The organism is Pseudomonas sp. C9D1 (genome assembly GCF_056491235.1).
This window is the reverse complement of the sequence record NZ_JBSZIE010000002.1, coordinates 3,213,637-3,226,656: the sequence shown is the minus strand read 5'-3', so window position 1 is coordinate 3,226,656 and position 13,020 is coordinate 3,213,637. Positions and strand designations below refer to the sequence as shown.

Below are 13,020 nucleotides of genomic sequence, written 5' to 3'. Positions count from 1 at the left end.
TCGGTGCGGATAGTGAGCGAATTTAAAGTGTTGAGCAAAGATCTGTTGGTGTTCGGTGGTAAAAAAAATATCAGTGAGAAGGTGGTTACACCGGGGTACTACGTTATCGCTCAGACATTTTCTGCAGATGAAGATAGTGTTTATGCTGCGATTCTTTATGAGCGGACAAGTTCATTTGTCAGTGCTCTGGATGCCTCAACTGGTGCTATGAAGTGGGTGGTTGAGGACCAAAGTGATGGCAGTCGCTGGGTCTATCTGGCTAGCCACATATTGGCTGGGCCGCTTCTTATTGATAAAAGCAGCGGTATTGTCTGCTTTGATCTTCGAACTATTCCAGAGTTCGATGAGCCAAGCTGGCCCTATGCTATTGAAGTTGAGGGCAATAGAGTTCTAATCGAGCTCTCGGAATCAGATTCGCCGGGCTTGTATATTTCACTGAGTCTGGTGGATTTTACCTATGAAATCCTAGATTTAGGAATACAATTCGCACGTCATCATGACGGAAAAATATACGGCTGGAAAATTGCGGATGATATTTCCAAGTTTTATCGCTTAGGGGATGCGGGTGGGCTTCCTGAGCTCATATGCTCTATCCAAGAGCCAATTGATTATCTAGTTCCCAAATTTACCGGGAATTTTGCAGTCTATAAAAACCGGGACAGTACTTTTTTTTCTTGTATTGACCTAACTGGCTCGTCTTGCAAACGAGTGCCCTATCCTACGGAAGGAGGGGCAGTCACGGCGTATAGTGGTACCCTTTTTATCGTTCGTAGAGGGCTATGGAAGCTGAATATCAATGAAGGCTCGGTTTCTGGTCCGTTCTTGCCTGAGATCGTTGAATGGTATTTGTCTTTCGATGACGGGAAATTTTACTCAGTTGAGCAGCGCGGCCAAGTGGAAGAAAAGTACTATGTGTGTATGCGCAACGTGGAGGATCTAGAACTATTATGGGAGAGGGAGTTGGCACTTCCTGGGAATGGGGTTTTCTTGGGAGGGCAAGGTATTTACGTAGAGCCGATGGGTAATAGCGGCGGAATCCAGTTTTTCAAATATTCTGCTTGATGTTATTTTGCTGGTTTGATCTGGTGTGAGATTTGAATGGCAGCGTATTCTGGTGTGATTTCTGAAAATTTTAAACATACTGGCTGGCTTTTTTTTTCGCGACGTCAGATTTTGGTGGCTGCATTTATCGCTTCGCTGCCTGCCGGCTTCTTTCTGATTGCCCTTAATTATCTTTCTGCAAGGCGGATTGGATTGTTTTTGCTTTTTCTTGCCGCTGCATGCTGTTCCAGTCTTGGGATAATAGTCGCATTTATTGTTGTTCCACCATCGCCAATAGATAAGTTGATTCCTTTGGTTTCTGTTTTGTTGATGCTGATTATATCAAGGTGGCTTTTGGCTTTTGAAGGGATATTTCGCAGTTGGCTCAGTTCAGTGCTTCTGTCACTGTTTGTTCTTGCTGCGCAATTTGTATTGGCAAGTAAGATGCTCCCTTACTTAGTGGCTTGAAGTTTGGGTTGTTTTTAGTGACTTGCCTGATAAATACGTGTATAGGGTTTTTGTTTACGCCTAGGGCTAATTAGAGTTGCTGTATTTTTGTGCGGTTTGGAAAATTTTGTTTTTCTCAAAAACTTCCAGGTCGCTCATTGAACTGCGTGGATAGGATGTATGAAGCGAAGGCAACACGGCACCGTGACACATAGTTGATTCGATTTATAATAATGCTGGTCTGACGCCAGTAGTGATGTAGTTAAGCTACAAGAGCGGTCGTGTAGTTCGAGTGGAGTCACTCGATGATGCAAGGCAAAGCGCGCGCTCCGCTCATGTGCTCAATACAAGGAGCAGGCAATTTTGCTGGTTGTGCAATTTTCTTCGTTAACAATGCATATGCTGGGCACCCCGCTAAATGAGTCGGACACCTCCGGGGGGGATGTTGCAAATATCTTAAGCCGGTGGGCCCAAGTGTTGTTCAGCATGTCGTAAGTGTCTTTAAGTTATCGATTTCACATTCCTCATCTTTCTGGCCATTCCCGGGCCCCCCACCTGTGATTTAATTGCACCGTGCCATCGCTCCCCGTCCGGGTCGCGATGGCGCTCAAGGCTTTAGCAGGCCGGGACCCCGCCTGCTGTCCGTCGGCCTCCAACGCAATGGATTCTGCGATGCCCAGTGCCAGCCCTCTCGATTCCGTCGACTCCCCTGCCGAGGCCGTCAGCCTGCGTCGGTTGCCGTTCGCCTATGCCAAGCGCCACGGCGTGCTGGTCCAGCTCGGGGTGGATGGGGCGCGGCTGGTGTATCGGCCGGGCACGGCCCTGGCGGCGGTGGGGGAGGCGTTGCGTTTCGTCGGGCGGCCCCTGGCGTTCCAGGAGTTGGACGCGGCGACCTTCGATGCCGCGCTGAGCCTGGCCTACCAGCATGATTCCTCGGCCGCCATGCAGATGGTGGAGGGCCTGGGCGATGAGCTCGACCTCGCCAGCCTGGCCGAACGGGTGCCGGAGACCGAGGACCTGATGGAGCAGGAGGACGATGCGCCGATCATCCGCCTGATCAACGCCATCCTCGGCGAGGCCATCAAGGAGAACGCTTCCGACATTCATGTCGAGACCTTCGAGAAGCGCCTCGTGGTGCGCTTCCGCATCGACGGCATCCTCCGCGAGATGGTGCAGCCCCGGCGTGAGCTGGCGGCGCTGCTGGTTTCGCGGATCAAGGTCATGGCCAAGCTGGATATCGCCGAAAAGCGCGTGCCCCAGGACGGCCGCATTTCCCTGCGTGTGGCGGGGCGTGAAGTGGACATCCGCGTCTCCACGCTGCCGTCGGCCAACGGCGAGCGCGTGGTGCTGCGCCTGCTGGACAAGCAGGCCGGCCGCCTGACCCTGCAGCACCTGGGCATGAGCGCGCGCGACCGCTCGCAGATGGAGGAGACCGTGCGCAAGCCCCACGGCATCCTGCTGGTCACCGGCCCCACCGGCTCGGGCAAGACCACCACCCTCTACGCCAGCCTGGTGACGCTGAACAACGGCACCCGCAACATCCTCACGGTGGAAGACCCCATCGAGTACAACCTCGAAGGCATCGGCCAGACCCAGGTCAACGCCAAGGTCGACATGACCTTCGCCCGCGGCCTGCGCGCCATCCTGCGCCAGGACCCGGACGTGGTGATGGTCGGCGAGATCCGTGACCGCGAGACCGCCGAGATCGCCGTGCAGGCGTCGCTCACCGGTCACCTGGTGCTTTCCACCCTGCACACCAACAGTGCCATCGGCGCCATCACCCGCCTGGTGGACATGGGCGTCGAACCCTTCCTGCTGTCGTCCTCCTTGCTCGGCGTGCTCGCCCAGCGCCTGGTGCGCGTGCTCTGCTCCCACTGCAAGGAGCCCTACCAGGCGGACGCCGCCGAGTGCGACGTGCTGGGGCTCGACCCGGCGCAGCCGCCGACGCTTCACCGCGCGCGGGGCTGCGCCGAATGCAACCAGTCCGGCTACCGCAGCCGCACCGGCATCTACGAACTGGTGGTCTTCGACGACCACATGCGCACCCTGGTCCACAACGGCGCCTCCGAACAGGAGATGACCCGCCACGCCCGCACCAGCGGCCCCAGCATTCGCGATGACGGCCGGCGCAAGATCCTCGAAGGCGTGACCACGGTGGAAGAAGTGCTGCGCGTGACCCGGGAAGAATAAATGGCTGCCTTCGAATACATCGCCCTGGACAGCCGGGGCCAGCAGAAGAAGGGCGTGATGGAGGGCGACAGCGCCCGCCAGGTGCGCCAGCTGCTGCGTGACCGCCAGCTCGCCCCGCTGGACGTGAAGCCCACCCGTACCCGCCAGGAGTCGGTGGGCAGCCGCTGGAGTTTCCAGCGCGGGCTCTCGGCCATGGAACTGGCCCTGCTCACCCGGCAGATGGCCACCCTGGTGCAGGCCGCCATGCCCATCGAAGAGGCGCTCGGCGCCGTCGCTGCGCAAAGCGAGAGCGGCCGGGTCAAGGCCATGATGCTGGCGGTGCGCTCCAAGGTGCTGGAAGGCCACAGCCTGGCCGGTGCCCTCAAGGAATTCCCCAGTGCCTTTCCCGACCTGTACCGCGCCACAGTCGCGGCGGGGGAGCACGCCGGCCACCTCGGCCCGGTGCTGGAGCAACTGGCCGACTACACCGAGCAACGCCAGCAATCGCGGCAGAAGGTCCAGCTCGCGCTGCTCTACCCGGTGATCCTGATGTGCGCCTCCCTCGGCATCGTCGGCTTCCTGCTGGGCTACGTGGTGCCCGACGTGGTCAAGGTCTTCGTCAACACCGGGCAGGAGCTACCGGCTCTGACCCGTGGCCTGATCGCCACCAGCGAGGTGGTCAAGCATTGGGGCTGGCTGATCCTGCTGCTGGCGGTGGCCGGCATCAGCGCGCTCAAGGCGTCGCTGCGCAGGGACGCTGCGCGCCTGCGCTTCCACATCATCCTGCTGCGCATCCCGCTGGTGGGGCGTCTGGTGCGGGCTACCGACACCGCGCGTTTCGCTTCCACCCTGGCGATTCTCGCCCGCAGCGGCGTACCCCTGGTGGAGGCGCTGGGCATCGCCGCCCAGGTGGTGGCCAACCGAGCCATCCGCGCCAAGGTGGAAGTGGCGGCGCAGAAGGTGCGCGAAGGCAGCAGCCTGACCCGCGCCCTGGAGCAGAGCGGCGAGTTCCCCGCGATGATGCTGCACATGATCGCCAGCGGCGAAAAATCCGGTGAACTGGACCAGATGATGGCCCGCACCGCGCGTAACCAGGAGAACGACCTGGCCGCCCGCATCGCCATGCTGGTGGGGCTGTTCGAGCCCTTCATGCTGGTGTTCATGGGCGCGGTGGTGCTGGTCATCGTCCTCGCCATCCTCCTGCCGATCCTTTCTCTCAACCAGCTCGTGGGGTAACCGCGTGAAATCAGGCCGTACGCAAGCAGGCTTCACCCTGATCGAAATCATGGTGGTGGTGGTCATCCTCGGCATCCTCGCCGCGCTGGTGGTGCCCCAGGTGATGAACCGCCCGGACCAGGCCAAGGTCACGGTCGCCAAGGGCGACATCAAGGCCATCGGCGCCGCGCTGGACATGTACAAGCTCGACAACTTCGCCTACCCCAGCACCCAACAGGGCCTGGAAGCGCTGGTGAAGAAGCCCAGCGGCAACCCGCAGCCGAAGAACTGGAACAAGGACGGCTACCTCAAGCGCCTGCCGGTCGACGCCTGGGGCAACCCCTACCAGTACCTGGCCCCCGGCACCAAGGGCGCCTACGACCTGTACTCCTTCGGCGCCGACGGCAAGGAAGGTGGCACCGACGCCGATGCCGATATCGGTAACTGGGAAAACTGATGGAGCGCGGGCGCGGCTTCACCCTGATCGAGCTGCTGGTGGTCCTGGTGATCATCGGCTGCCTGGTCAGCGTGGCCGTGCTCGCCAACGGCAATGCCAGCAGCGGCCGCGAGCTGCGTGACGAGGCCGAGCGCCTGGCGGCGACCATCGCCATCCTCGCCGACGAAGCGGTGCTGGACGGCCGCGAATACGGCCTGCTGGTGACGGCCGAAAGCTACCGGGTGCTGGCCTACGACAACGCCTCCGGCACCTGGGCCGATGACGCCACCCGCCCGGAACGCCGCCCGGCCGCCTGGATGCGCCTGAGCCTGGAGCTGGAAGGGGAGGCCCTCAAGCTGCCCGAGCCCAAGGTGAAGGAAGAAAGCCGCCCCGGCCTGGCCAAGGACGAGCCGGAGAAGGACAAACGCAAGGAAAAGCCCGTGCCCCAGGTGCTGATCCTCTCCAGCGGCGAGCTCACGCCCTTCAGCCTGCGCCTGGAAGAGCGCCGCGCCGATGGCAACGCCTACGCCCTGGCCAGCGATGGCTACCAGTTGCCCAGCGCCGAGCAGGCCAAGGAGCGATGAGCATGCGCCGCGCCCGTGGCTTCACCTTGCTGGAGGTGCTGGTGGCCCTGGCCATCTTCGCCACGGTCGCCGCCTCGGTGCTGACCGCCGCCAGCCGCAGCCTGATCGTCGCCGGGCAACTGGAAGACAAGACCCTGGCCGGCTGGATCGCCGACAACCGCGTCACCGAACTGCAGATCAAGCAGCCCACCCCGGGTGAAGGCCGCGAGGACAAGGTGCTGGAATACGGCGGCCGCCAGTGGGAAACCCACAGCGAGATCGAAGCCACCAGCGACAAGGGCCTGCGCCGCGTCACCGTCTGGGTGGCGCCCAAGCCCGAGCGCGGCGCCAGCGCGCCGATCAAGGAGCGCTCGGTGTTCAGCCTCACCGGCTTCCTGGCGGTGCGTGGATGAGCCGGCAGCGCGGCTTCACCCTGCTGGAAGTGATGATCGCCATCGGCATCTTCGCCCTGCTCGGCCTCGGCACCTACCGCATGCTGGAAACGGTGATGAAGGCCGACGAGGTGACCCGCGAGCATGAGAAATCCCTGCGCGAACTGGGCCGTGCCTTCGCCTCCATCGACCGTGACCTGGGCCAGGCACTGCCGCGCGTGGTGCGCGACGCCTACGGCGACGAACGCGGTGCCCTGGTCGGCGAGCTGGGTGCCACCGACGGCACCGCCGCCCTCGAATTCAGCCGCGCCGGCTGGCGCAACCCGCTGGGCAGCACCCGCTCGCAGTTGCAGCGGGTACGCTGGCGCCTGGCCGGCTCGACCCTGGAGCGCGTGTACTGGTCCGTGCTCGACCAGGCGGTGGACAGCCCGCCCCGGGTGCAGAAGGTGCTCGAAGGCGTCAGCTCGGTGGAACTGCGCTACCTCGACGACAAGGGCCAGTGGCAGGAGCAGTGGCCGCCGAGCCTGGGCGACTCCGACCCGGCCAAGGCCCGTGGGCGCCTGCCGGTGGCGGTCGAGCTCAAGCTGGAGCACCGCCACTACGGCGGGCTGACCCGGCTCTACCGGCTGCCGGAGATGGGCGTCGAAGAACAGCCCAGCGAAGGCGGCACCACGCCCGACGACGACAAGAAGCCAACCCCCGAGCCCGAACCCAAGCCCGACGCTGGCAAGGAGAAGGGCGCATGACCCGCCAGCGGGGCGTCGCCCTGGTCACCGTGCTGCTGGTGGTCTCCATCGTCACCGTCATCTGCGCGGGGCTCATCCTCCGCCAGCAGCTGTCGATCCGTGGCGCCGCCAACCGCATCGCCATCCAGCAGGCCTGGCACTACGCCCTGGGCGGCGAGGCCCTGGGCCAGTCGGTGCTGCTGCGCGACCTGAAGAAACCGGGCAGCGACCCGCGTGCACCCATCGACCACCCCCTGGATGACTGGGCCCGCCCGCTGCCGGTATTCCCCATCGACCAGGGCGAGATCGGCGTGCACATCGAAGACCTGGCCGGGCGCTTCAACCTCAACAGCCTGGTGCAGGGCGACAAGGTGGACAAGCTCTCCGTCGAGCGCTTCAACCGCCTGCTGCTGCGCCTGAAGATCGAGAAGCCCTACGCCGACCGCCTGGTGGACTGGCTGGACAAGGACCAGGAGCCCAGCGGCGAATACGGCGCCGAAGACAACCAGTACCTGCTGGCCCAACCCCCTTACCGCACCGCCGGCCGCGAGCTGCAGGACGTCTCCGAACTGCGCCTGCTGCTGGACATGAGCGAGGAGGATTACCGCCTGCTCGCCCCCTGGGTCTCCACGCTGCCGGCCAAGGTGCCGCTCAACGTCAACACCGCCAGCCCCATGGTGCTCTCCTGCCTCGCCGACAACCTCGACCCGGGCGCCGCCCAATCGCTGGTCAGCGGGCGCGGGCGTGAAGGCTACCCGGACATCCGCGCCTTCCTCGACCAACCGGCCATGGCCGGCACCGGCGTGCGCGCGGCGGGGCTGGGGGTGGGCAGCGCCTATTTCCAGGTGCGCAGCGAAGTGCGCCTGGGGGAGCGCAAGGTGGTATTGCTCAGCACCCTGCAACGCGACCCGAAAGGCGTGGTCCGCGTGCTCAAGCGTGATCTCGGGCAGCCGGGCTACCTGGCCCAGGCGCCCCTCGAACCACAGGAAGAATGACCATGGATTGCCTATTCATCCCGCCCGTCGGCGGGGCGGTCCTCGGCCCCGCCTGCCAGGTGCACTGGCAGGAAGCGACCGGTGAGGGCCGCAGCCTGCCGCTAGCCGAATGCGCCGCGCTGCTCCAGGGGCGGCCGGTGGCACTGGTGCTGCCCATGGAAATGGCCAGTGCCTTCGTGGTGGGCCTGCCGACGCAGAAGGCGCGGCTGATGCACCAGGCGCTGCCCTATGCGGTGGAGGAAATGCTCGCCGAGGACGTCGAGCTGTTCCACCTGGCCCTGGGCGCCCAGTTGGCCGATGGCCGCTACCCGGTGCTGGTGCTGCGCCGCGCTCAATTGACCGGGTGGCTGGAAGAGCTGGAAGACTTCGGCATCAAGGTTGCCGCCATCCATATGGACGCCGACCTGCTGCCCCGTGATGGCGAGCAGCTGCTGGTGATCGGCGAGCGGGCGCTGCTGGGCGGGGCCTGCGACACCCGCCTGGCCTTCCCCCTGGCCCACTGGCCATCCCTCGGTGCCCTGTGCGCCCCCGAGACCCAGCCACGGGAAGAGGCCGAGCCCTACCGCTTGCTGGCTGCCGGCCGTGCAGGCGCCATCGACCTGGCCCAGGGCGAGTTCGCCCCGCGCACCGAAAGCCGCGCCTGGGCGGCCTGGCGCCCCCTCGCGGCCCTCGCTGGCGTCAGCGTGGTGCTGTTCCTGGCCTTCAACCTGGTGCAGGCCTGGCTGCTGGAGCGCAGTGGCGATGCCTATGTCGAATCCAGCCACGCCCTCTATCGCCAGCTGTTCCCCGAGGACAAACGCATCGTCAACCTCAAGGCCCAGTTCGCCGAGCACCTGAGCCAGGGCACCCGCGCGCAGGGGGGCTTCATCAGCCTGCTGGACCAGGCCTCCAGCGCCATAGCCGAAGCCCAGGCGGCGCTGACGGTGACCAACGTCGACTACAGCCAGACCCGTGGCGACCTGGCGTTGCAGGTCCGTGCCAAGGATTTCGCCGACCTGGAGAAGCTGCGCAAGCGCCTGGTCAAGGCCGGCCTCAGCGTGCAGCTGGGTTCGGCCAGCCGTGAAGAAGGGGGCGTGACCGCCCGCGTGGTACTGGGAGGTGGCGCATGAACGCCCTGACGGACATCCGCACGCGCCTGCGCGAAGGGCTGGAGCAATCCCCCCTGTGGCAGCGCTGGCAGCACCTGCCGCCGCGTGATCGCCTGGCCCTGCAGCTGCTGGGCGGTTTCCTCGCCCTGGCGCTGTTCTACCTGGCGGTCTGGTCGCCGGTGGCCGCCCGTGTCGAGCGTGCCCGCGCCTACCAGCAACAGCAGCAGGCGCTGTTCACCTACATCCAGGCCAACGCCGGCCAGGCCCGCCGCCAGGCTGCCAGCGCCCAGGTGGAGCTGGCCCCCGAGCAGCTCCAGGGCCTGGTCACCAGCACCGCGCAGAAGCAGGGGCTGACCCTGGAGCGCTTCGACAACGAAGGCAACGGCGGCCTGCTGGTCACCCTGACCCAGGCCTCGTTCGAGTCGATGCTGAAGTGGTTGGCCGAGCTGGATAAACGCGGCGTGACCCTCACTGAAGCCAGCCTCGACAAGGTGGCCACCGGCAAGGTCGACGCGCGGCTCACGCTGATGGTGGCGGGGCAGGGTGGTTGAGGGTAGTGGTTGTCATGCACAGCGGCTCGGTTACGGCCGCCTGAACCTGTTCGTCATCGTTAGCTCGCTGCGAATCCCTTTGATTAAGATGCTGCTTCTGTCCGGCATGCGAGGTCGGTGGGTTTCTGACGCGGAGTTGCTGCTGTGAACCAGAGGATTCACAGCAATCTTTGAGTTCGAGGAACAGGAGATCGTCAAATGAGCGTGGAGCGCGACCTGAGCTATCTGCAGTCCCTATTGCGGGAGCTATGTGCGCTGCCGCAGGAAACCGAGTGGGTAGAGTTCAAGCAGAACAACGACGATGTGCCGCTGATTGGCGAATACATTTCAGCGCTGGCCAATGCCGCCGCCCTGCTTGGCAAGGAGTACGGCTACCTGCTTTGGGGGATCGACGACGCCAGCCATGCCGTGATCGGTACTGCCTTCAGGCCTTCCACCGCGCGCTACAAGCAACAGGAACTGGAAAGCTGGCTGCTGCAGAAGACCGCTCCGAAGATCCACTTCCGCTTCTTCGAATTCACGGCCCTCGAGGGCATGCCGGTTGTGATCCTGGAAGTCCAGGCTGCCCGCCATACGCCGGTCCAGTTCGACGGGGTCGAATATATCCGCGTTGGTTCTTACAAGAAGAAGCTGCGCGAGTTTCCAGAAAAGGAGCGGGCGCTCTGGCGCGTCTTCGACCGCGTACCCTTCGAGCAGCAAGCGGCCCTGCAAAACCTTGATGTCGACCAGGTGCTCAAATTGCTCAACTATTCCGCCTACTTCGATCTCACACTTCAGCCCTTACCCGAAGGCCGAGAAGCGATACTCGCCGCTCTGGCCGCCGATCGCATGATCCAGCGCAGCGACAGTGGGCAATGGCATATCAGCAACCTGGGCGCGATCCTATTCGCCAAGCGCTTGCAGGATTTCCCCGTTCTGGGGCGCAAGGCAGTGCGGCTGATTCATTACAAGGGCAACGGCAAGCTGGAGACGTTGCGCGAGCTGCCCGGCAACAAGGGCTATGCCCTGGGGTTCGAGGGCTTGATCGATACCCTGAAAGCACTGCTGCCGGCCAACGAGGAAATCGGCAAGGCATTCCGCCAAGAGGTTCCGATGTACCCGGAGCTGGCCCTGCGAGAGTTAGTGGCCAACGCCATCATTCACCAGGATTTCAACCTCAGCGGCACCGGACCTATGATCGAATTGTTCGAGCAGCGTCTGGAAATAACCAATCCCGGCGTGCCGCTGGTCGATCCGCAGCGCTTTCTCGACAGCCCGCCGCGCAGCCGCAACGAGGGGCTGGCCTCCTTCATGCGCCGTATCGGCATATGCGAGGAGCGTGGCAGTGGCATCGACAAGGTGGTGGCGCAGACCGAGTTGTACCAGTTGCCGGCTCCGATTTTCGAGCAGACAGAGGAGCACACCCGCGTGGTGCTCTTCGCCCATCAGGACTACCGCAACATGGGCCAAGAAGATCGTATTCGTGCCTGTTACCAGCACTGCTGCTTGAAGTATGTGAACCGCGAGCCGATGAACAACACCTCGCTACGCTTGCGCTTCCAGATCGACGAGGGCAATAGCGCCATGGTCAGTCGTGTCATCAAGCAGACCATCGAGGCCGGGCTGATCCGCCTCTATGATCCTGCAGCCAACCGCAGGACATATCGCTATGTACCTTGGTGGGCCTGAGTTCATTTGACGGTCATTTGACTGGGCGGGCGTTATCCCGCCTTCCAAGACATAGCCTCAGCCTATTTTGGGGCCTGGCACTGCGTTATTCATTTGGCGGTCATTTGACTGAGCGCGTTAGCGCAGTCGATGTGTAAAAGAACCCTGCCCCATCCCTAGCCGAGGTCATGCCATTCAGTTCCCCGCCGACACCCCACGGTCGATGGCCATGTCGGCGCCCGTTATCGAGGCGGCTGCCGGCTGGCAGAGGAAGTAGGCCAGCTCGGCCACTTCGGCCGGTTGTATGAAGCGCGCGTCGGCGCCTTGCGGGTACTTGGCCAGCAGTTCGCGGTAGTAGCCCTGTGGGTCGCCGTTGCCGTAGCGCTGCGCCTGGAACTTCAGCATCGGCGTCTCGATGTCGCCCGGTGAAATCGCATTGCAGCGCACGCCATCGGGCGCGAGGTCCAGCGCCAGGGTCTTGGTCAGCAGCGTGACGCCGCCCTTGCTCGCGCAGTAGGCGGCCGCGTTGCGGTTGCCCTGGCGGCCGGCGTCGCTGGAGATGTTGACGATGCAGCCCCGGCTCTGGCGCAGCGGTGGGATGGCGGCCGCGCACATGAAGAAGGTGCCCTTCAGGTTGACGTCCAGGACCAGGTCGAAATCCTCTTCCGAGCAGGCTTCGACCGGCCCTTCGCGCCACACCCCGGCGGCATTGATGAGGGCGTCCAGCCTGCCACCGGCCGCCAGCGCCGCTGCGACGATTTCCTGGCAGGCCCCCGGCCGGCGGATGTCCCTGGCCAGGTGGCCGGCCAGGGGCTGGGTGGCGGCCAGCTCGGCCAGCGAGGGCGTGTCCTGGTCGGTGGCGAATACCTGCCAGCCGCCCTGGAGGAAGCGTTCGACGAGTGCGCGGCCAACGCCGCCCGCAGCGCCGGTGACGAGAACGAGAGGGGTCATGGGGAATCTCCGTTGTCGGGCTCAGGGCGCCTTGTTTTCGATCAGGCAGTTGCCGCCGTCGACCACCAGCACTTCGCCGGTGATGTAGCTGGCCTCGGGCGAGGCGAGGAAGGCCACGGCCGCGGCGATCTCCTCGGGGCGGCCGGCCCGGCCGATGGGGACGAACTGCGCCGCGTGCTGCTCTTCGGGCGTGCTCGAACCGGTGGCGATCCACCCCGGGGCTACCGAGTTGACGGTGATGCCCTCCCGGGCGACCTCCAGCGCCAGCCCCATGTTCATCCCCAGCATCCCGGCCTTGGCCGCGCTGTAGGCGGCCTCGCCCGGGTTGCTGCCCCGGGTTCCGGTGGTGGAGCTGATGTTGACGATGCGGCCGTAGCGACGGGAGCGCATGCCCGGCAGCACGCCCCGGGTCAGCAGGAAGGCGGTGGTGAGGTTTCGCGCAAGCGACAGGTTCCACATCTCCAGGCTCATGTCCGCCACCTCGGCGAAGGGTTCCGGGCTGCCCTGCATCGCCATGCCGGCGTTGTTCACCAGGATGTCGATACGCCCCCACTGCGCCTGCGCCCAGGTGAGCAGCGCGTGCACGGCGGCTTCGTCGGTGAGGTCCGCGGCCTGGCCGTGCGCGTCGAAGCCCTCCGCGCGCAACTCGGTCACCCGGTCGGCGATGCGCGCGCTGCTGGCGGTGACGATCAGCTTCGCGCCGGCACGCCCCAGGCGGCGTGCGATGGCCATGCCGATCCCCGATTCGCTGCCGGCGCCGCTGACCAGGGCCACCTGGCCCATCATTGCTGGTTCCATGA

General features: G+C 63.9%; 14 protein-coding genes. 12 read left to right on the top strand and 2 right to left on the bottom strand.

What is annotated here, in order from left to right:
* The first annotated feature begins 12 nt into the window (after window positions 1–12).
* The 12 genes from ACXI0U_RS22970 to ACXI0U_RS22915 all read left to right on the top strand — a co-directional run bounded on the left by ACXI0U_RS22970 (window position 13) and on the right by ACXI0U_RS22915 (window position 11,290).
* Window positions 13–1,062, top strand: coding sequence for a hypothetical protein (locus tag ACXI0U_RS22970; RefSeq protein ID WP_479550877.1), 1,050 nt, complete (start codon window positions 13–15; stop codon window positions 1,060–1,062).
* 36 nt (window positions 1,063–1,098) lie between these two features.
* The gene (locus tag ACXI0U_RS22965; protein ID WP_479550876.1) at window positions 1,099–1,509 is read left to right on the top strand and encodes a hypothetical protein; all 411 of its coding nucleotides are present in this window, start codon (window positions 1,099–1,101) and stop codon (window positions 1,507–1,509) included.
* 651 nt (window positions 1,510–2,160) lie between these two features.
* On the top strand, window positions 2,161–3,678 hold the full coding sequence (gene gspE / locus ACXI0U_RS22960; protein ID WP_184491881.1) for a type II secretion system ATPase GspE: 1,518 nt from the start codon (window positions 2,161–2,163) through the stop codon (window positions 3,676–3,678).
* The gene (gene xcpS, locus ACXI0U_RS22955; protein WP_265170099.1) at window positions 3,679–4,893 is read left to right on the top strand and encodes a GspF family T2SS innner membrane protein variant XcpS; all 1,215 of its coding nucleotides are present in this window, start codon (window positions 3,679–3,681) and stop codon (window positions 4,891–4,893) included.
* A 4-nt stretch (window positions 4,894–4,897) separates the two neighbouring features.
* On the top strand, window positions 4,898–5,329 hold the full coding sequence (gene gspG / locus ACXI0U_RS22950; protein ID WP_031288110.1) for a type II secretion system major pseudopilin GspG: 432 nt from the start codon (window positions 4,898–4,900) through the stop codon (window positions 5,327–5,329).
* Window positions 5,326–5,892, top strand: coding sequence for a type II secretion system minor pseudopilin GspH (gspH, locus tag ACXI0U_RS22945; protein ID WP_037021909.1), 567 nt, complete (start codon window positions 5,326–5,328; stop codon window positions 5,890–5,892). Before gspG ends, gspH begins: the two co-directional genes overlap by 4 nt.
* 2 nt (window positions 5,893–5,894) lie before the next feature.
* Complete coding sequence (gene gspI / locus ACXI0U_RS22940; RefSeq protein ID WP_148304336.1) at window positions 5,895–6,284, top strand: type II secretion system minor pseudopilin GspI; 390 nt, start codon at window positions 5,895–5,897, stop codon at window positions 6,282–6,284.
* Window positions 6,281–7,009 carry a type II secretion system minor pseudopilin GspJ gene (gene gspJ / locus ACXI0U_RS22935; RefSeq protein WP_265170097.1) on the top strand — a complete coding sequence of 243 codons (729 nt, stop codon included), beginning with the start codon at window positions 6,281–6,283 and terminating at the stop codon, window positions 7,007–7,009. Before gspI ends, gspJ begins: the two co-directional genes overlap by 4 nt.
* Window positions 7,006–7,983, top strand: a complete 978-nt coding sequence (gene gspK / locus ACXI0U_RS22930) for a type II secretion system minor pseudopilin GspK (RefSeq protein WP_479550875.1) — start codon at window positions 7,006–7,008, stop codon at window positions 7,981–7,983. Before gspJ ends, gspK begins: the two co-directional genes overlap by 4 nt.
* Before the next feature lie 2 nt (window positions 7,984–7,985).
* A complete protein-coding gene (gspL, locus tag ACXI0U_RS22925; RefSeq protein WP_479550874.1) occupies window positions 7,986–9,092 on the top strand; it encodes a type II secretion system protein GspL in 1,107 nt (368 codons plus the stop codon).
* Window positions 9,089–9,622, top strand: a complete 534-nt coding sequence (locus ACXI0U_RS22920) for a type II secretion system protein M (RefSeq protein ID WP_021220448.1) — start codon at window positions 9,089–9,091, stop codon at window positions 9,620–9,622. Before gspL ends, ACXI0U_RS22920 begins: the two co-directional genes overlap by 4 nt.
* Window positions 9,623–9,820: 198 nt before the next feature.
* The gene (locus ACXI0U_RS22915) at window positions 9,821–11,290 is read left to right on the top strand and encodes an ATP-binding protein (protein ID WP_316924477.1); all 1,470 of its coding nucleotides are present in this window, start codon (window positions 9,821–9,823) and stop codon (window positions 11,288–11,290) included.
* Window positions 11,291–11,464: 174 nt separating this feature from the next.
* Here ACXI0U_RS22915 and ACXI0U_RS22910 read toward each other — a convergent pair whose 3' ends face one another.
* Together ACXI0U_RS22910 and ACXI0U_RS22905 are read right to left on the bottom strand one after the other, a co-directional pair.
* Window positions 11,465–12,220, bottom strand: a complete 756-nt coding sequence (locus ACXI0U_RS22910) for an SDR family NAD(P)-dependent oxidoreductase (RefSeq protein ID WP_479550873.1) — start codon at window positions 12,218–12,220, stop codon at window positions 11,465–11,467.
* A 21-nt stretch (window positions 12,221–12,241) separates the two neighbouring features.
* On the bottom strand, window positions 12,242–13,018 hold the full coding sequence (locus ACXI0U_RS22905) for an SDR family NAD(P)-dependent oxidoreductase (RefSeq protein WP_479550872.1): 777 nt from the start codon (window positions 13,016–13,018) through the stop codon (window positions 12,242–12,244).
* Between the last annotated feature and the right edge of the window lie 2 nt (window positions 13,019–13,020).